The organism is Oscillospiraceae bacterium, assembly GCA_009780275.1.
Taxonomy (GTDB): Bacteria; Bacillota; Clostridia; order Oscillospirales; family UBA929; genus WRAI01.
In genome coordinates this window covers 1-19,385 of the sequence record WRAI01000016.1, presented here as the reverse complement: position 1 = coordinate 19,385, position 19,385 = coordinate 1, and the positions used below count along the sequence as shown (strand labels likewise).

The window sequence follows — 19,385 nt, the reverse complement described above, 5'->3', positions numbered from 1 at the left end:
TCAAAAAATTATAGGAGGTACGCGAATGAAGTATATCAAAGAATCACTGCAAGATGTTTATCTGGATTTGGGTGCAAACCCGCAAACAGGGCTATCTGATGCGCAGGTCGCCGATATTCAGGAAAAAAAAGGTCTAAACAGATTTGAAGAAGAGAAAAAAGAAACCATTCTGCAAAAAATCTTCCATCACGCAACGGAATTTACTATGCTCATCCTGCTGTTCGGCACGGCAGTTTCACTGTTTATGGCAATTAGAAGCGGCACCGGAGAGGCACACGCCAAATGGATTATCATCTTCTCGATTGTCATTATCAGTATCGCGTTGGCAATTTACCAAGAACTGGGTGCAGAAAAAGCACTTGACGCATTACGGAATATGAATGCGCCAACAACAACGGTATTGCGCAATGGCGTACAGCAGACCATTGACGCGTCTGAGCTTGTGCCGGGCGACATTGTTGTGCTGTCAACCGGCGATTTGATTCCCGCCGACGCACGGCTGATTGAAAGTGTAAATTTGCGGGTCGATGAGGCGATTTTGACAGGGGAAAGTGTGCCTGTCGAAAAAGATGCCGGTGCTATCGTCTGTGAAACGGCGACTGTCGGTGACCGCTTCAATATGTTATTTTCGGGTTGTTTGATTACCAACGGCCGTGCGTTGGCTGTCGTAACGACTACCGGCATGAATACCGAAATGGGGCGCATTGCCAGCTTGCTGTCGAACACTAAGAAAGTACGTACACCGTTACAAGACCGCCTACATCGCTTAGGCAAGATACTTGCCATTATTGCCATCGCGTCAGCAGTGATTCTATTCGCGTTCCAACTGCTTATCATCGGTGAAGCCGATATAGATATCGTGCTGCTCAATGCCATCGGATTAGCCGTTGCCGCCGTGCCGGAAGCATTACCGGTCATCGTCACTGTCGCGCTGGCGTTCAGCGTACAAAATATGGCCAAGAAAAATGCCATCATACGCCGTCTTGCCGCTGTTGAATCTCTCGGTTCGGCCACAGTAGTTTGCTCTGATAAGACTGGCACATTGACCATGAATCGCATGACCATCAAACGCGTTTGGGCACAGGGTTTTGATCCCGCAGCCGTTGAAGATGGTTTCAACGATGCCGAAACCAATCTGCTCAAAAAAATCAGTCTTGCCACCAACGCTACAATTGATACGTTTAACGGTGAGGAAGTTGCCATTGGCGACCCGACTGAGACAGCAATTGTGCGTTTACTGATTGACAAAGGCATGACAAAAAAATCATTAGAAGAAGATGAGCCGCGCATCTTTGAGATACCATTTGACTCCGACCGCAAACTCATGACAACGGTGCATAAAACAGAAGGCGGCAAGTATGTATCGATTACCAAAGGCGCGTTCGACCGCATTCCTGTCAATTTCACACCTGACGCGGCGGAAAAAGCGCAAGCCGTGCATGATGAATTTGCCCAAAATGCCTTGCGTGTGCTTTCCGTAGCTACCAAAACATTTGATACAAAGCCGGAGATGACTTCGGAAGTGCTGGAAACAGATCTCAACTTCCTCGGTATTGTTGGCATGATTGACCCGCCGCGTCCTGAGAGTATGGAAGCCGTGCGGCAAGCCGACGAGGCCGGCATTCGCACCGTGATGATTACCGGCGACCACGCCATTACAGCGGCCGCCATTGCGCGTGAAATCGGCATTCTGCACGAGGGTGAAAAGGCCATTACCGGTGCCGAGCTCAACGACATGAGCGATGAAGAGCTGACCGCGCGCGTCCGCGATTACAGCGTATACGCCCGCGTCAGCCCCAACGATAAAATCCGCATTGTGCAAGCATGGCAGGCACACGACCAAGTTGTCGCCATGACGGGTGACGGCGTGAATGACGCGCCGGCACTCAAAGCTGCCGACATCGGCGTTGCCATGGGTTCAGGCACCGACGTCAGCAAGCACGCCAGCGAAATGATTCTGACCGATGACAACTTCTCATCTATCATCTCAGCGGTCAAAGAGGGGCGGCGCATTTACGAAAATCTCCGCAAAGTGTTGTTCTTCCTGTTGAGCGCCAACATCAGTGAAATTTTCATTATGCTGCTCGGCGTATTTATCTTCTGGCAGACCCCACTCTTTGTAACGCAATTGCTCATGATCAACGTACTCGCCGACGGCGTGCCGGCACTGTTTATCTATAAAGAAGAAGCCGAGGCCGACGTCATGCGCAAAAAACCCCTCAAAAAAGGCGCGAGTGTATTCAGCAATGGCCTGGGCATTCGGTTAGGCCTGATGGCGGGCATGTTTGCCGTTGCCGGCTTGGTTGCTTACTGGATCGGATATGCCATGTCGCTTGGCGGGCTTAACCCCTCGGCAGACATCGCCATGACGATGGCATACATGGTCGTTGGCATTAGCAGCGTTGTCAACATCGTAAATGTCAAGAGCAATACCGTATCGTTCTTCAAAACCGGATTTAGAGGCAACATGGCACTGATGTGGGGCGCGGTATTCTCAATTGCCGCACTCGTTGCCACGGCAATCATCGGGCCTGTCCAAGGCATATTCCGCACTGTGGATATGAGTGCCTGGCATTGGGTTATCACGGCAGTACTATCGGCCACCCCCTTCTTCTTCGGCGAGCTGCTGCGGTTCCTGACACGTAAGAATGTAATTAAAATTGTGTAAAAATATAACAATGCCCTCTTGCGATAGCAGGAGGGCATTGTTAAAATGTTTTCACCCCCCCTTGCCTCTACCTTTGGGAAGAGTTTACACTATGCTTATCTCCGCAAAACAAACGAAACGAAGACATGGGGCTGATACACAGCACCCGCAGCGACGATTATGCATGCAGCATGTACGACGAATGCGCAGTATTGCACGAGCCGAAAGATATTGTACTCGACTTCATCCGCGAAATCGAGAGAGTAAACTTCAAGGAAATGACTTATCAAATAACTTCTTCAACCGCTCCGCCATCTCTGCACGCCGTTGCGCCGTCAATGCAACATCAATCGCCCATACCCCATCAACCACATGAACCAAGTCGCCTTCGCAAGCATTTTCGGGCAAATCTTTCACGGCAACATCCCGTTTTGCACCGCTTTCAATGCACTCACAAACGGCAATGCCGCCTTCTATCCGATCAATTGCGTAAACCATTGCGTCACCTGTTGCAGCCATCCGTTGCCGCTCCCTGTTGTCACTGTAATGTATGTACCGTCCGTCACCATAACGATATGCCCATGCCGGTCGGTGCGGTAAACGGTAATATCTTCCAACCGTTCGCGCACAGCCCTGTGCGGGTGGCCATACCGATTGTCCGCACCCACGCTGATGACAGCGATTGCCGGACTGACGGCAGCAAAAAATTCTTGCGCTGTACTCGTATGACTGCCATGGTGCCCCACACGCAAAACATCCGAGTTTAACACATGTCCCGCGTCAATCATCTCCTGCTCACTCAATGCTTCAGCGTCGCCGGTGAACACAAAACTTGTTGTGCCAACAACCAGCCGCAAGCCGATGGAGTAATCATTCAGGTTCGCATAACCCGATGAATTCGGCGCAATCACAGTAAATTGCGCATTGCCCAACATGATGACCTCTCCAGCAATCGGTTCTCGCACCAACGCGCCGTTTCGCTCAATGGCATTGATAAAGTGCCGGAATGTTTCGGTTGTATGCGTGATATTCGGCATAAGAATCTGCCCGATTTGAAACGCGTCAAACACACCAATCAGACCGCCAATATGGTCAGCGTGCGGGTGGGTGGCAACAACATAATCGAGCCGTTCGATGCCCGCATCGCGCAGGTACTGCACCACCCGCTCGCGCATATGATTATCGCCGCCGTCAATCAGCATACTCCCCTGCCCTGTTTGAATGAGCGTAGCGTCGCCTTGTCCTACATCGATGAAATGTACGGCAACTTCGTTGTCTTGCAGTACGACGGGTAATGACGAGCCACTTTGGGTGATAAAATAACCAACTGCACCCAGGGCGGCTATAATTAAGAATACGATAAAGGCTCTGCATCCTCGATTTCGGGTACGCCTGCGGCGTCTTTTTGACATATTTATGTCCCCCTCAACAGTCCCCGCAGTGCGGCTACTGATTCAACCAGCACACTCGCACCGGCCAGTTTCTCACGACCACCATAACCGTATAACACGCCAATACAATCCATGCCATACGACTTTGCGCCATCAACGTCTGTATCCATATCACCAATCATCACACACGATGCTATGTCACTGACTGCCACCATCTCTAACACCCGCCCAATATTCAGTGCCTTGTCTGCTTGTCCGCCTTCTGGCACATCACCGGACACCGCACTAAAATACTGCGCCAAACCAGCTTTTTCAAGAATGAGTTCACAAGTAAATTGGCTTCGCGCTGTTGCAATCAGCAGGGTTCTCCCCTGTGCTTTTAACTCTGCTAACAGTTCGCAAATGCCATCGTAGGGTTCTATTAAACCATAATTTTTCGCCATATATTTACGGTAAATCTCTACCGCAACTTCAACTTCATCTTCGTTCATGCCGAACAGCTTGCGCCAAGAATCTCGCAACGCCGGGCCTATAACACAATACGCTAAATCCTCTGGTTCGTCTAGCCTCAACGCATCAAGTGTATGCCGCCACGATGCTAAAATCATGGCGGTCGAATCTACCAATGTGCCGTCGAAGTCAAATATAATGGTTTGTTTATTTTGCATAATTTCCTTCCAAAAAGTCACAGGGGCGCGCAAAGCGCGCCCACATTCTTAATACTTAAACTGCCCCGCCAAGAAGTCCCGATTCGCCTCAAACATCTCATCCACCATTTCACGGATTTCGTCCAGCGACAGCACAGCACTCGTCAATGGGTCAAACGCAATGGAATGGAAAACTTTATCTTTATCGCCGGTAAAATATCCATCGACGGCCAATTCTTCGCTGCGAGCCGGGGTGTTTAGCATCAATGCCAAATGGTCGGGTAAAGGCCCAACTTGCAACGGTTCAAGTGCGCCTTTGCGTGCCAGTACAGGGATTTCTACGCAGCACGACTCGGGCAAGTTCGGAATCGAGCCGTTATTAGGGACATTACCGTTAAACACAAAAGGCTTACAGTCGCCAAACATGGCATTAAAGATAAATGCCGCGTATTCGTTACCGCGCGTCAGGTTAAAATTGCTGTCATTGAGGTCGTTCTTAATCGCGTCACGCCACGTGTCTTTACGTGCCAAATACTCGTTGAGAATAAAGGCATATGTACCCGGATTCCAACCGTCGTCTTGATGACAGTATTTTTCAATCAAATCGTCGCGCTTGCGGTACCACGCCACATATTCGGAGTTGTGACCGCTGCTTTCGGTAATGTAATACCCTAAGTTTAAAAACATATTATTACGTACAATTTCGTGATTGTACCATTTTGGGTCTTTCAATGCTTCACGCAGCATCGGATAGGCATCTTCGCCTTTATACTTAAACTCAGTGTAAAACGCCTGATGGTTAATGCCTGCACAGGTATATGTGATATCCTCAACGTCAACGCCCATAAATACCGACAGCATACCAACCGTACCTTGTACACTGTGGCAAAGTCCTGTGATTTTGAGGTTCGGGAACTTCTTTTGCATACCGCTGCACAGCATAGCCATGGGGTTGGTGTAGTTAAGAAAAACGGCGTTGGGGCAATGCTCTTCGATGTCTTTACAAATGTCGAGCATCACCGGCATGGTACGCAACATACGGAAAATACCCGCCGGACCGCGCGTATCACCGACGTTGATATCCACGCCGTACTTCTTAGGAATTTCAATGTCATACCGCCAGACGTCAACATCGCCTGACAGAATGGTGCAAAGCACACCGTCGGCACCTTTGAGGGCTTCCACGCGATCCGTTGTTGCCGTGACTTTGGCGGGATAACCGCCCTTTTCTACAATTTGCTCGCAGGCTTGCTTGATGTAGTCGAGCCGCTCAGAATCGATGTCCATGAGCGCAATTTCGGCGTCACGAAACGCCGGAAAGGTCAGTAGGTCGCGTACCAGCGTGCGGGTAAAACCAAAGCTACCGCCGCCGATAAAGGCAAATTTTTTCATGAGTGTTCCTCCTATGTTGCGAAAAAGACTTGACAATGGGTCTTTTTCTGTTTATAATGCAAATAGAGGCTGCCGCACTGGGAAGCGCCAAGGCGGAAATTGCATTTTCGCCGCAGTGCGTGACACCGCTAAGCGGCTCGGTCACTAGCTAAATTAGTTATTTATGCAAAACAACCGCTCTACCTTTGCCGAGGGAGCGGTTATTTTGCGTTTGGCGAAGAAATTATGGCGAATAGCAAAGCTATAATAACTGCTATTATGTACCGTAATACTCATTTCCACACTGGCGTCACCTCCTTTCACAAGGAGTTTACGCCGAACCGCTCAACTCTTCTCTACTTACACGACATACTCTACCATACCCGCCTAAAAATTTCAAGCAAAATTTATGTCTGCTTGCCTGCAACTTTACAAGATATCTCCCGGTGTTATATAATGAGATGGCAACCCGATACTTTACTCAGCTCGATTGTATTATAATTGAAGGGAGCGTGATTCACATGAATACCAAAAGAACATTCGCCATGATTGCTGCGTTAGCTTTGCTACTCAGTCTGTTTGGCTGCACCGGCAGCGATGTTATCCCGGCTGACCCGCTTGCCGGCAGAGCCGATGTCGTTAATTTAATGGAAACAATATCAAACGACATATCAGATGGTGCACTTGATATTGATGTGCTTGACGACGCATTTATCGAAAACTCAGCCAATTTTGCTTTGGACTTGTTTCGACTTTCGCTATCGGAGAGCAACGAAAACACATTGATTTCACCGCTGTCGGTACTGCTGGCTCTCGCCATGACAACAAATGGCGCACAGGGCGACACCCTCGATCAAATGGAGCAAGTACTGGGCAATGGCATGCCTATCAGCCATTTGAATTTACACCTGCGTATATTAGACGAACGACTGACCAATGATGATTTGCATATCGCCAACTCAATTTGGTTTGCTGCCGGACGCATTGATGTGTTAGACAACTTTTTGCACACCAACGCCCATTATTTTAACGCCGCAGCTTATCAATTGCCATTCAATCCTGCCGCCGCCGATGTTATCAACGCATGGGTGTACGCCAAAACGCACGGTATGATTGACAGTATTGTCGACGAAATCTCCGCCAACACCATTATGTACCTCATCAACGCCATCGCCTTTGAGGCCGATTGGGAAGACGCATTTGACGCAGTATTTTCGGGGCAGTTTAATGCCCACGGCGGCACAGTACAGAATATTGACATGATGCGCTCGACCGAAAGTACATTTATTTCCAACCACCGTGCGACCGGCTTTATCAAGCCCTATGCCGGCGGGCAGTTCAGTTTTGCAGCAATGCTGCCTAACGGCGATATTGACGATTTTGTTGATTCGCTCACCGGGCAAGAATTTATGGCGTTAATGAACAGTGCTCGGCAGACCGATGTTTTTGTTCAAATGCCGCGATTTACTTTTGAGTACGAAATAAACATGAATGAGTCCTTACAAGCACTCGGCATGAACGATGCCTTTAATGCAGGCTCGGCCGATTTTAGCGGCATCGGCACATCCCCTATCGGAAATATCTACATCGGAAATGTATTGCACAAAACCTTTATTGAGGTCGATGAAGCCGGCACGCGGGCCGCGGCTGCCACGGCGGTTGAGATACAGGAAGAAAGTATGCCTGTCGGCGAATATGTCACTCTCGACAGACCATTTGTGTTTGCAATTATCGACAATGCCACGCATTTGCCGATATTTATTGGTACAGTGATGCAGGTAGATTGAAATTGTGTTGTAGGGGCGGGTTTTCATGCCTGCCCTTTTTGCTGCCAAAAAATTAAATTTTTTTCTAAAAAAAGCTTGACAATCTTACCTCCTTGTGTTATTGTATTAGTTGGCTAGCACAATAACACAAGGAGGTAAGGCTTTTGAAGTTGCATTTCGACAATGCCCGCCCTATTTTCGAACAAATCGCCGAGGCATTGCGGCATGACATTCTAAACGGCAAGCCGCCGCCCGGCGGACGTATCACGCCCGTGCGCGAAATGGCATTGCAATACGGCGTCAACCCCAACACATTGCAGCGCACATTGACACTGCTTGAAGACGAGGGGCTGCTCTACACCGAGCGCACCAGCGGTCGATTTGTTACACAAGATGAATCCGTTATCAACACACTGCGCGAACAACTGCAAGCACAAATTTTGCGCGAAAGCATGGCAAAATTTCGCGACCTCGGCATTACGAAAGAAAACGCCATCGCGCATATTGAACAACATTGGGAGGAAGAAGAATGAGTAATATTTTATCAGCCAAACACATTTCTAAAAATTATGGCCAAACACATGCCTTGCGCAGCATCAACCTAGACATTGCCGAAGGCAAAATTGTCGGCTTGCTCGGTCCAAACGGCAGCGGCAAGACGACACTGATTAAAATTATCAACGGCCTGCTGCTCGACTACGATGGCGAACTAACCATTTGCGAACATAAGCCCGGCATGGAAAGTAAATCCATTGTATCATATCTGCCCGACCGCGAAATTCTGCCGGGCTGGATGAAAGTTTCACAAGCGGTTGATATGTACGCCGACTTTTATAAAGACTTTGACAAAGTACGAGCATTTAATATGTTGCGAACGCTCAATGTCGACGACAAAAAGCGCGTCCGTCAACTCTCCAAAGGTATGCGCGAAAAACTGCACCTAACGCTCGTCATGTCGCGCCGTGCACGACTTTATATCCTTGATGAACCGATTGCCGGCGTGGACCCGGCGGCACGTGAGGTGATTCTCAACACGATTTTGACCAACTTCAACGAAGGCAGTTCCATCCTCTTATCCACACACTTGGTCAGCGACGTTGAGAGCGTTTTCGATGAAGTTATTTTCCTTAAAGAGGGTGCCATTGTGTTGCATGATAGCGTTGATGCTGTGCGTGAGAAAGAAAATAAGTCACTCGATGAACTGTTTCGGGAGGTGTTCAGATGCTGAGGAAATTATTGAAATACGATTTACTATATGGCTACAAAGTATATATACTCTGCGCAATTGTGACATTATTCTACGGCGTAACAATGGGCACTCTGATGGCGAATGGAGATTCATTTTTACACCGCGGCGGGCTCATTGGCGGACTCACCCTGCTGTTTGTGCAATTTTTGCCTTTTGGCATTGCCATTGCAACGGTTGTTTTGATTATCCGCTCATACCATCAAGGGCTATTCGGCCACCAAGGCTATCTGACCATGACTTTGCCGGTCAAACCATTCAATATACTACTGTCTAAAACCTTGACGGCTCTCATGTGGGTAAATCTCATCGGCCTTGCGGTGATTGTTTCCATCATCATCATGCGTTTGTATCTAGATGCACAACAAGTGGATTACGTACTGTCAAACATCGATTGGTTGGAGTGGGCCTCCCTTGTGCTAATGCTTAACTTAATACTGCTCAATGTCTTACAAGCCGTATACACAGCCATTTCAGCCGGTTTTGTAGCGATGCGAAAATTGCCGCGCTGGATTGGTGCGGGCATTGCCATTGTCAGCATTGTCATTGTGCAAAGCTTGACCTTCACCGGCTTAGGGCGTTTGCTTGACGGACGGTTTATCGGACAATTTAACGGTGACTGGGGCATTTATCGTTGGAGTGACGCGTATTATACCATTTGTTGCGATGTTGAAGGATTTTCCACAATCGATGGCCGCATGACCGCATATATTGATTTGAATTTGACCATTATAACAGCGGTCTTTGCCGTAGGGTTGTTTGTGCTGAACCATTGGTTGGTTAAACGAAAAGTGAATTTGGATTAGAAAGACGGGCGGAAAATTCCGCCCGTTTTTTTATGCGTGCCATTTTTCCAACGCGATTTCTTCCAGTTTCATTGCCTCCGCCATCGACATTGGCGGAAAAAGCAAATAGGTGCCCTTGCAGCCATAACGCCTGACAAACTTGTCAGCCGTCTTGACCCAGTCATCAAAGCCGCCGTCGCGAATAAAGACATGCATGGCCTTCCCCGCTTCTTTGGCCTTATCGTAGACTTGTTCATGCCAGTATTCGTTGCCGCCGTCGGGCATGCCCGGATTGGGCGTCCATTGCAGAGCTTGCAACGATTCGATGCCCATGATGGCGTCCAAATGGCGAATGCACTCCTTGCCGTCTAAATGAAAAATCGAGTGGTCAAGCTGATTGCATTGTTTTGTCAGCGACGGCACAATGAACTCGCAGAAATGCTCAGGCGAAATCAACGCCGCGAAGTCACATTGTACCTTGGCAACTTTGCCCTCGCCAAGCACGTCAAACGCCGTATACATCATGCTGTCACCGATTTTCAGCAGATCGCGGAAGCGGTCGAAATACTCAAAATAAATGTCGTCGGCACTGTCAATCAGCCGCTTGACATGTTCGGGCGAATCGAACAAGTCAAAGCACATATCTTCCGGCCCGCGCATGGCGGCGATGATGTCAATATTTTCAACAATGTCGGGCATACAGACGTAAAATTGGTCGTTGCTGCGGCGTTTTGCCTCAGCGGCAAGCGCGAAATGACGTTTGAACCAGTAGTTTTCTGGATCGAATTGTAAGTTCTGGTAATTTTCGACACATTTTATACACTCTGTATACCACACTGTGTCGTACTCAAAGCGCGGCTCACTACCCATATAAGCAGCAAGCGAACCGGGACCGAAGTTGATGTTGAGGTTGGGTACGGCTTCACAACGAAATTCCATGCTATGAATCTCGTTGAGAAAGCGCGGCATGATGATGTCAATGTCGCTGTGGTGCTGCTCGGCAGTGTAATTTTCCGGAACATTGAACTTCGCTGTCGGCTCGGCCAGCCAAGCGCGCACTTGCATCATCGGGCGCTGCGCATTTTCGCGCCGCCACCATTGCTCAAACATGGCTTGCGTCTCGGATAGGTTTGACTTATTAATCATGGGTTTGCCTCCTTCAACGTACAAGCAATCGTTGCCTTTGCATTTGCATAAAACGCCGCCTTAGGTTGAAACTGCAACAACATTTCGTCAGCATATTTCAAAAAGAACCCATCCAACATGGCTTCCTCATCCAAGCCCTGCACATACATATCCAAAATAAAAGCACGGCAGTCCATGTACGCTTGCAACGCCTTATCAAAATAATTTTCGGCCTCCGCGCCATCTACAATGCCGCGGTGCGGCAACGACAAATGCTTGTATGGCAGCTTGCGGCATCTTTCGATAGCGTTGATGGCATCTTGATAGCCCGTCAAGTAACAAACATATACATTGCCGTCGGGCAACAATACGCCGGTTGTTTCATTAAGACAAAGAATACCTAACTCAGGCACGAAAAAACTCAACGAATCCCGCGTGTGTCCCGGCGTTTCAATAATTTGCACGGTCAAGCCGCCTAAATCAATGCAGTCGCCGTCTTTGACAATCACATCGGCGCAAAAAGCGTCATCGCTGTAATCTCCCACCATTACACCATGATTTTGCGCGGCAATTTGTGACAATTCTCTAATAACGCGCCGCGGCGTGTCTTTAAGCAAAACTGTAGCGCCAACTTCAGTTGTCACGCCTTTGACTTGCGGGAACGCCTGTCGAAAAAATGGCAGTGCACCAATGTGATCATAGTGTGTATGCGAAAATAAAATATAGTCGAGAGAGCGTCCGTCAAGGGCGTCTTTTACTTTTTTAATGGTAGCGTCGGCACAAAATATCATTCCACAATCAATTAGAGCCGTCTGTGTGTTGCCGATAAGCAATTTCCCCTCGCTGGAATGGTCGGCAATACAGTTGATAAATGTTTGCATAGTTGCTCCCTCACCTCTGCTTTAATGGTACAGTCGAATGCAGTTCACTCCTACAACATAACGAATTATCTTCTGATTGTCAAGTAAAATATACGCTTGACTTTTTGTAGAAATTTCGATTATAATAATGAGCAGAATATGCGAAGGGGTATTGAGATTTTTATGATACGCAACGACAAATTAAGCGAAGAATGTGCCGTATTCGGCGTCAGTTTGCGCTCTGACGAAGCCGTCGGCGTGACGTATAACGGGCTGGTCGCCTTACAGCATCGCGGGCAAGAAGGTGCCGGCATCGCCGTGGTCAAGGATCAACGCATTTTTTGCCACAAAGCCGCCGGATTGGTAACCGAAGTGTTCTCCGGCGATGTGTTGGAGAATTTGCCGCACGGCAGCGTTGCCGTCGGACATACAAGCTATTCCACCAGCGGCAACCGCCGCCCCGAAAATATAGGTCCTTTTGTCACCGAATATTTCACCGGGCGCATTGCTACGGCGCACAATGGTGCCATTACCAACGCCGATGAAATTCGCAAGCAACTGTACGACAGCGGCGTACGCTTTAAGGCAACCAGCGACAGCGAGGTCATCAGCTCGCTGATTGTCCACCATACACTCGACAACAGCAATACCGTCAAAGGGTCCATCGCAGCGGCCAAAGAACTGCGCGGCGCATTTTCTTTAGTCATTGCCACAGGAAAAAACCGACTGATTGCCATCCGCGACGCCAACGGCTTCCGTCCGCTCTGCTTGGGTGAAAGTGAGCTCGGCGTAGCGGTCGCCTCAGAAAGCTGCGCGTTGGAATCTTGCGGTTTTAACTTTGTGCGCGACATTTTACCCGGCGAGGTCATTGTCGTCGAAAATGGCGAAGTCAATAGCAAAGGTGTGTTGCTGACCGAGAAAGTGCCAAACCGCGGACTGTGTATCTTTGAGTATGTCTATTTCGCGCGACCGGACTCAATCATTGATGGATTAAGTGTCTATGACGCGCGGCGCAAAGCCGGCGCAATTTTGGCCGAAGAGCATCCTGTGGAAGCCGACTTAGTCTGCGGCGTACCGGACAGTGGATTAGAGGCAGCTTACGGGTACAGCCAAAAAAGCGGCATCACACTCGGCTCGGCACTTGTCAGAAACCGCTACATCGGACGCAGCTTTATCTACCCCACACAGGCACAGCGCGACGCAGCCGTCCGCTTAAAATTAAACGTACTCGCCGCCAGCATCAAAGGCAAACGCATTGTACTGGTTGACGACTCGCTTGTGCGCGGCACAACAACTGCAAAAATTATCCGCAACCTCAAAGCCGCCGGGGCCGCCGAAGTACATATGCGCTTTGCCTCACCGCCCTTAAAGTATGTCTGCGGCTACGGCACTGATTTAGACGCACAAGAAAACCTAATTGCCAACAAAATGGATTTAGACAAAATATGTCGACAAATTGGTGCGGATAGTTTAGGATATATAAGTATGAACGGGTTGGTTCGCGCGTGCGGCAATAGCGCACGGTCGTTTTGCACCGCATGCTTTATGGGGCATCAATAGAGCTGCCAAGCAGACCAAACCATCATCACAGGGGGAAAGAAGGAGTAACAGCAGGATTGTGCAGGGTTAACCACCCCACCACTACGCAGCCCTTCTGCGCAAGAGGGGCAATTGGGAGGAAAACGAAAGAATATAGGAGGAAGAAAACAATGGCAAACAAAGCGTATCTCATTCTGGAAAACGGCACCATCTTTGAAGGCAAGTCCATAGGCGCATCCGGCGATGTTGTCGGCGAAATCGTCTTCACCACAGGCATGACAGGTTATTTGGAAACCGTAACCGACTCCAGCTACCACGGACAAATGATTGTTCAAACTTTCCCGCTCATCGGCAACTACGGCGTTATCCCCGCTGACTTCGAAGCTCCTGAAATCGCCGCCCGTGCCTATATTATTAAACATCCGTGTCAAGACCCCTCTAATTTCCGATGTGAGGGCGAGCTTGACATTTTTTTAAGAGAACGCGGTGTTATTGGCCTCAGCGGCATCGATACACGCAAGCTGACCAAGCTGATCCGCGACAACGGCGTCATGAATGGCAAAATTACTACCACGCCGCCAACAGCTGCCGACCAATCCGAAGCCAAAGCCTATACCATATCCAATGCCGTGGCAGCCGTTTCACCACGTGGCATCAAGAAAATCGGCGGTGAGGGACGCAAAGTTGTCATGCTCAACCTCGGCGCCAAGAACAGCATTGCCAACGCCTTAATTGCTCACGGTTGTGAGGTGTGGTCATTCCCGCACGATGCGTCGGCCGAGGACATCTTAGCGGCTAACCCCGATGGCATTGTGCTGTCTAATGGTCCAGGCAACCCGGCCGCACCTGAAAACAAGCCTATTATCGATACCATTGCCAAGCTCGATATCAGCGGCATCCCCATCTTTGGCATCGGGCTGGGACATCAATTGCTTGCCATTGTCAAAGGCTACAAAACCGAGAAGATGAAATTCGGCAATCGCGGCGGCAACCAGCCGGTCAAAGACCTGAAAACAGGGCGCGTATACAATACCGGCCAAAATCACGGCTATGCTGTTATTGCTGACGATAGTTGGTTCATCAACGTCAACGACGACAGCTGCGAGGGCTTGGATTACGGAAGCTCATTCTCAGTACAGTTCTACCCCGGCAGCACCGGCGGCCCGCTCGACACCGAGTTCTTGTTCAACGTATTTGCAGAAAGGATGGAGAAATAATGCCACTCGATAAAAGTATCAAAAAAGTTCTGGTCATTGGCTCAGGCCCCATCGTCATCGGTCAAGCGGCCGAATTTGACTACGCCGGCACACAAGCCTGTCGTGTCCTGCGTGACGAAGGCATCGAAATCGTGCTTGCCAACTCCAACCCCGCCACCATTATGACCGACAGCAATATTGCCGATAAAATTTACATTGAGCCGCTGACGCTCGAAACAGTCAAACGTATTATCAAAAAAGAACGCCCAGACGGCATTTTATCTGGCTTGGGTGGACAAACCGGCTTGACGCTCAGCATGAAACTGGCGCGCTCCGGCTTCTTGGATAAGTACAATGTTCGCTTATTGGGCAGCCTGCCCGAAACCATCGACAAGGCTGAAGACAGATTGCTGTTCAAAGAAACAATGGAGTCTATCGGGCAACCCTGCATTCCGTCGGAAGTTGCCACCGAGCTGGATGCGGCAGTTGCCATTGCGCGAAAGCTTGGCTATCCCGTTGTTGTCCGTCCGGCATTTACATTGGGCGGCTCAGGTGGCGGCATCGCCAAGGATGAGGAGCAATTCAAAGCCATCGCGGCAAACGGCATCGCGTTGTCACCCATCGGGCAAATCTTGGTCGAGAAGTCGATCGAAGGCTGGAAGGAAATCGAATTCGAGTGTATGCGCGACCGTGCAGGTAATGCCATCACCGTCTGCTCGATGGAAAACTTCGATCCTGTGGGCATACATACCGGCGACAGCATTGTCATCGCGCCGGCAGTAACATTGGCTGACAAGGAATTGCAAATGCTGCGTAGTGCATCACTTGACATCGTCACGGCGCTTGGCGTTGAGGGCGGCTGTAACGTGCAGTTGGCACTGCATCCCACCAGCTTTGAATACGCCGTTATCGAAGTAAATCCACGTGTATCGCGTTCATCGGCACTGGCGAGTAAAGCAACCGGCTACCCTATTGCCAAGGTTTCGACCAAAGTTGCCATCGGATATACACTCGACGAAATCACCAACGCCATGACAGGTACGACATATGCCATTGCTGAACCGGCGCTTGACTACGTTGCCGTCAAATTTCCCAAATGGCCGTTCGACAAATTCGTCTATGCGCAAAAAACGCTTGGCACACAGATGAAAGCCACCGGCGAGGTCATGGCGGTGGCCGACACATTTGAAGAAGCCATCTTAAAGGCCGTGCGCGGTGCCGAAATTGGGCTGAAAGACTTAAACATGCCTAAACTGGCAGCCATGTCAGACGACGAAATCCTCAAAGAAGCCGGTGCCAAAACCGATGAACGGCTTTTCTTAGTATACGCTGCCCTCAAACGCGGCATCAGCGTAGAAAAACTGCATGAAGTCACCGCCATCGACCCGTGGTTCTTGCACTGCCTTCTCAACATCATAAAGGCAGAGGACGATCCGAAAAACGAGCTTATATACAAGATGGTAGATACTTGCGCAGGCGAACACGAAGCCCAGGCACCCTATTTTTATTCGGTTCGGGAGGGCGAAGAAAACGAGGCATTGCCCTTTATCGAAAAGAGCAAAAAGCCCCGTATCGTCGTACTGGGCAGCGGTCCAATTCGCATCGGCCAGGGCATTGAGTTTGACTACGCCTGCGTGCATTGCGTGTGGACGCTGCGCAAAATGGGCTACGAGGTCATCGTTATCAACAACAACCCCGAAACCGTTTCAACCGACTTTGATACGGCGGACAGGCTATACTTCGAGCCGCTGTATATCGACGACGTCATGCGCATTATCGACTTAGAACAGCCCGAGGGCGTCATCGTCGCGTTCGGCGGCGGTACAGCCATTAAATTGACCAAAACGCTGCACGAGCGCGGTGTCAAAATCATCGGTACATCTGCCGATTCCATTGACATCTGTGAGGATCGCGAACGCTTTGATCAACTGCTCGAAAAACTCAACGTCAAACGCCCAAAAGGCTTTGGCGTCATGACCGAAGCCGAAGCCCTCGCAGCTGCGGAAAAGCTGGGATATCCCGTGCTGCTGCGCCCTTCTTATGTTTTGGGCGGACAGAATATGGTTATTGCTTTCGCGCCCGAGGATGTCAAAGAGTACATGGAAATTATCTTGCGTCAAAAACAGGAAAATCCCGTACTGATTGACAAGTACCTCAGCGGTCGCGAGATCGAAGTTGACGCCATCTGTGACGGCAAGGACATCCTCATCCCCGGCATTATGGAGCATATCGAGCGCACCGGTGTGCATTCGGGTGACAGTATCTCAGTCTATCCGGCCTTGAATGTTGACGACGACTTGGCGCAAGATCTCTTCGAGCTGACCAAGAAAATTTGTACGGCACTCGACGTACGCGGCCTGGTCAACATCCAATATGTGCTGTACGACGGTGAAATCTACGTCATTGAAGTAAATCCCCGCGCCTCACGCACCGTGCCGTATATCAGCAAAGTCACGGGCGTACCAATGTGCGAATTGGCGACAAGAGTCAGTGCCGGCGAGCTGTTGAGCGACAATGGTTATACATCGGGCATTGCTCCCATCCCGCCCTATGTCACCGTCAAGGTTCCTGTCTTCTCATTTGAAAAGCTGGCGGGTGTCGACACACACCTGGGCCCCGAGATGAAATCAACAGGCGAAGTGTTGGGCATCGGCAAAAACTTAGAAGAAGCCTTGTACAAAGGACTTGCCGGCGCGAAATATGAACTAAAAAAGAGCGGCGGCGTATTAATTACCGTGCGCCAAAGCGACTACGCCGAAGTTACCGACGTTGCCAAAAAGCTGGCAAAGTGCGGCTTTGACCTATATGCCACGGCAGGCACGGCGAAGTTCTTGCGCGGCAAGGGCGTACATGTCGAAGCTGTCAAGAAAATCCATGAATGTGCCGAAAACAACACCGAAACGCTGATTGAGAGCAAAAAAATCAGCTACATTATCTCAACATCGCAAAACCGCCGCGACACAGCACGCGATGATATTAAAATTCGCCGCCGAGCTTGTATTTTGGGCATTCCTTGCCTGACCAGCATCGACACGGCCAACGCGCTGGCGGACAGCCTACTGTCCGGTTACAGCGAAATCAATACCGAACTGGTTGACATCAACCAAATGCGCACCGAGCGGCTGAAATTGCCGTTTACTAAAATGCAAACCTGCCGCAACGATTATATCTACATCAACAGCTTTGATATGGACATCAACTCACCTGAGTCGCTGTCTGTCTTCCTGTCCGACCGCCATACCGGCATCGGTGGTGACGGCGTGGTACTGATGATGCGCTCAGATGTCGCCGATGCCAAAATGCGAATGTTCAACCTCGACGGCAGTGAAGGCAGCATGTGCGGCAACGCGGCACGCTGTGTGGGCAAATATCTGTACGACAATGGCATTGTCAAAAAGCGCAAGATAACACTCGAGACACTGGATGGCATCAAAACGTTGCAACTCACTCTGCGCAACGGCTTAGCGTCGAGCGTGCGCGTTGATATGGGCGCGCCGGAAGAGATTGAGACCGTCGCACCAACATCAATCGAAATAAATAATGTGCCGTACAACCTCATCTGCTTCAAGCTAGGCAATCCATATGCCGTAATATTCAGCGACGATGTTGAATCGCTCAACTTGAACTGCATCGGCCCGAATATTGAAAACAGCCCCCTATTCCCTGACAGAATCAACGCAGTGTTTGTTGAGGTACTGGGGCGCAATCACCTCAAAATGCGCGTATGGGAGCGCGGCTCAGGTGAAACGCAATCTTGCGGTTCGGGTGCAGGTGCCGCCGTTGTCGCGGCAGTGCGCACCGAGCATTGTGACAAAGACGTCGATGTTAAGGTTCAGCTCCCCGGCGGCAACCTCCTCGTGCGCTGCGCAGACGACACAGTCTACCTTACGGGAGATTGCCAAAAAGTCTTTGAGGGCGTTATCGAATTATAAATTAGGCCCTTGAAAAAGAATGTTTTGAAACGCAACTAACGGAGGAGGCTGTGAACTATGACTCGTATCACTATCAACAGCGATTACATCAACAAGCTGATTTCCGATATACAGCAACAAGTCGGCGACCGGAGAGTGCTCCTTGCACTCTCCGGCGGCGTCGATTCGTCGGTGTGCGCGACCTTGCTGTCGCGCGCTGTGCCGGGGCAGCTGACATGCATTTTTGTTGACCACGGCTTTATGCGCCTCAACGAAGGCGATCAAATCGAGCAGGCTTTTGCCAATGACAATTTGACTTTCATCCGCGTCAACGCACAAGACAGATTTCTTGCCAAAGTCGCGGACATCCGCGAACCCGAGGAAAAACGCAAACGCATCGGTGAGGAGTTCATCCGCGTGTTTGAGGAAGAGTCGCGGAAACTGGGCGATATTCCATTCTTAGCACAAGGCACGATTTATCCTGATATCGTGGAGTCCGGCGGCGAACACGGCGCGGTGATTAAAAGCCATCACAATGTCGGTGGCCTGCCCCAAGACTTAGGCTTTATCGGCCTTGTCGAGCCGTTGCGTGAACTGTACAAGGACCAAGTGCGCGAACTGGGACGGCAACTTGGTTTGCCGGCAAGTTTAACCGAGCGGCAACCCTTGCCCGGCCCGGGTCTGGCATTGCGTGTGGTCGGCGAGATTACCTTTGACAAATTGGAAACTGTACGGCAGGCCGATGCCATTGTGCGGCAAGAGCTGGATGCGCTCGACGAGCGCCCCGGCCAATATTTCGCGCTGCTGACCGACACGCTTTCCGTCGGCATCAAGGGCGGCAAGCGCACTTACAACTATGTCGTCGCCGTGCGTGCCGTAACGACCAACGATTTTATGACCT

General features: G+C 50.1%; 14 protein-coding genes and 1 pseudogene. 9 read left to right on the top strand and 6 right to left on the bottom strand.

The window, feature by feature from the left end:
* Positions 1–25: 25 nt before the first annotated feature.
* A complete protein-coding gene (locus FWE06_05955) occupies positions 26–2,668 on the top strand; it encodes a cation-translocating P-type ATPase (GenBank protein MCL2546723.1) in 2,643 nt (880 codons plus the stop codon).
* A gap of 249 nt (positions 2,669–2,917) precedes the next feature.
* Here FWE06_05955 and FWE06_05950 read toward each other — a convergent pair whose 3' ends face one another.
* From FWE06_05950 to FWE06_05935, 4 genes are read right to left on the bottom strand one after another with little or no spacing between them, the layout of a single operon-like run.
* Entirely contained in the window at positions 2,918–3,166 is a 249-nt protein-coding gene (locus FWE06_05950; GenBank protein ID MCL2546722.1) for a DUF3006 domain-containing protein, read from the bottom strand.
* Complete coding sequence (locus FWE06_05945; protein MCL2546721.1) at positions 3,121–4,059, bottom strand: MBL fold metallo-hydrolase; 939 nt, start codon at positions 4,057–4,059, stop codon at positions 3,121–3,123. Before FWE06_05945 ends, FWE06_05950 begins: the two co-directional genes overlap by 46 nt.
* A gap of 2 nt (positions 4,060–4,061) precedes the next feature.
* Positions 4,062–4,706, bottom strand: coding sequence for an HAD hydrolase-like protein (locus FWE06_05940; protein MCL2546720.1), 645 nt, complete (start codon positions 4,704–4,706; stop codon positions 4,062–4,064).
* Between the two features lie 48 nt (positions 4,707–4,754).
* Positions 4,755–6,077, bottom strand: a complete 1,323-nt coding sequence (locus FWE06_05935; protein ID MCL2546719.1) for an alpha-glucosidase/alpha-galactosidase — start codon at positions 6,075–6,077, stop codon at positions 4,755–4,757.
* 500 nt (positions 6,078–6,577) lie between these two features.
* Here FWE06_05935 and FWE06_05930 point away from each other — a divergent pair, with 500 nt between their 5' ends.
* From FWE06_05930 to FWE06_05915, 4 genes are all read left to right on the top strand, one after another.
* Positions 6,578–7,843, top strand: a complete 1,266-nt coding sequence (locus tag FWE06_05930) for a serpin family protein (GenBank protein ID MCL2546718.1) — start codon at positions 6,578–6,580, stop codon at positions 7,841–7,843.
* 143 nt (positions 7,844–7,986) lie between these two features.
* Complete coding sequence (locus FWE06_05925) at positions 7,987–8,355, top strand: GntR family transcriptional regulator (protein MCL2546717.1); 369 nt, start codon at positions 7,987–7,989, stop codon at positions 8,353–8,355.
* Positions 8,352–9,050, top strand: a complete 699-nt coding sequence (locus FWE06_05920; protein MCL2546716.1) for an ABC transporter ATP-binding protein — start codon at positions 8,352–8,354, stop codon at positions 9,048–9,050. Before FWE06_05925 ends, FWE06_05920 begins: the two co-directional genes overlap by 4 nt.
* The gene (locus tag FWE06_05915; GenBank protein ID MCL2546715.1) at positions 9,044–9,874 is read left to right on the top strand and encodes a hypothetical protein; all 831 of its coding nucleotides are present in this window, start codon (positions 9,044–9,046) and stop codon (positions 9,872–9,874) included. Before FWE06_05920 ends, FWE06_05915 begins: the two co-directional genes overlap by 7 nt.
* Before the next feature lie 30 nt (positions 9,875–9,904).
* Here the strand turns inward: FWE06_05915 and FWE06_05910 are convergent, their stop codons facing one another.
* Both FWE06_05910 and FWE06_05905 read right to left on the bottom strand, forming a co-directional pair.
* Positions 9,905–10,999 carry a trimethylamine corrinoid protein 2 gene (locus FWE06_05910; protein MCL2546714.1) on the bottom strand — a complete coding sequence of 365 codons (1,095 nt, stop codon included), beginning with the start codon at positions 10,997–10,999 and terminating at the stop codon, positions 9,905–9,907.
* Positions 10,996–11,859 carry an MBL fold metallo-hydrolase gene (locus FWE06_05905; protein ID MCL2546713.1) on the bottom strand — a complete coding sequence of 288 codons (864 nt, stop codon included), beginning with the start codon at positions 11,857–11,859 and terminating at the stop codon, positions 10,996–10,998. Before FWE06_05905 ends, FWE06_05910 begins: the two co-directional genes overlap by 4 nt.
* Positions 11,860–12,021: 162 nt before the next feature.
* On the opposite strand from FWE06_05905, the gene purF reads away from it, so the two are divergent.
* The 4 genes and pseudogenes from purF to guaA all read left to right on the top strand — a co-directional run bounded on the left by purF (position 12,022) and on the right by guaA (position 19,385).
* Entirely contained in the window at positions 12,022–13,398 is a 1,377-nt protein-coding gene (purF, locus tag FWE06_05900; GenBank protein ID MCL2546712.1) for an amidophosphoribosyltransferase, read from the top strand.
* 149 nt (positions 13,399–13,547) lie between these two features.
* Positions 13,548–14,594 carry a carbamoyl phosphate synthase small subunit gene (locus tag FWE06_05895; protein MCL2546711.1) on the top strand — a complete coding sequence of 349 codons (1,047 nt, stop codon included), beginning with the start codon at positions 13,548–13,550 and terminating at the stop codon, positions 14,592–14,594.
* On the top strand, positions 14,594–18,505 hold the full coding sequence (gene carB, locus FWE06_05890) for a carbamoyl-phosphate synthase large subunit (protein MCL2546710.1): 3,912 nt from the start codon (positions 14,594–14,596) through the stop codon (positions 18,503–18,505). Before FWE06_05895 ends, carB begins: the two co-directional genes overlap by 1 nt.
* 108 nt (positions 18,506–18,613) lie before the next feature.
* Positions 18,614–19,385, top strand: a pseudogene (guaA, locus tag FWE06_05885) (glutamine-hydrolyzing GMP synthase).

Excerpts from the sequence above, each read along its gene's own strand:
- FWE06_05895 (MCL2546711.1), top strand. The coding sequence starts at position 13,548 with ATGGCAAACAAAGCGTATCTCATTCTGGAAAACGGCACCATCTTTGAA.
- FWE06_05940 (MCL2546720.1), bottom strand. The coding sequence starts at position 4,706 with ATGCAAAATAAACAAACCATTATATTTGACTTCGACGGCACATTGGTA.
- FWE06_05935 (MCL2546719.1), bottom strand. The coding sequence starts at position 6,077 with ATGAAAAAATTTGCCTTTATCGGCGGCGGTAGCTTTGGTTTTACCCGC.
- carB (MCL2546710.1), top strand. The coding sequence starts at position 14,594 with ATGCCACTCGATAAAAGTATCAAAAAAGTTCTGGTCATTGGCTCAGGC.
- FWE06_05910 (MCL2546714.1), bottom strand. The coding sequence starts at position 10,999 with ATGATTAATAAGTCAAACCTATCCGAGACGCAAGCCATGTTTGAGCAA.
- FWE06_05915 (MCL2546715.1), top strand. The coding sequence starts at position 9,044 with ATGCTGAGGAAATTATTGAAATACGATTTACTATATGGCTACAAAGTA.
- FWE06_05920 (MCL2546716.1), top strand. The coding sequence starts at position 8,352 with ATGAGTAATATTTTATCAGCCAAACACATTTCTAAAAATTATGGCCAA.
- FWE06_05930 (MCL2546718.1), top strand. The coding sequence starts at position 6,578 with ATGAATACCAAAAGAACATTCGCCATGATTGCTGCGTTAGCTTTGCTA.
- FWE06_05905 (MCL2546713.1), bottom strand. The coding sequence starts at position 11,859 with ATGCAAACATTTATCAACTGTATTGCCGACCATTCCAGCGAGGGGAAA.
- FWE06_05955 (MCL2546723.1), top strand. The coding sequence starts at position 26 with ATGAAGTATATCAAAGAATCACTGCAAGATGTTTATCTGGATTTGGGT.
- FWE06_05945 (MCL2546721.1), bottom strand. The coding sequence starts at position 4,059 with ATGTCAAAAAGACGCCGCAGGCGTACCCGAAATCGAGGATGCAGAGCC.
- purF (MCL2546712.1), top strand. The coding sequence starts at position 12,022 with ATGATACGCAACGACAAATTAAGCGAAGAATGTGCCGTATTCGGCGTC.
- FWE06_05950 (MCL2546722.1), bottom strand. The coding sequence starts at position 3,166 with ATGGCTGCAACAGGTGACGCAATGGTTTACGCAATTGATCGGATAGAA.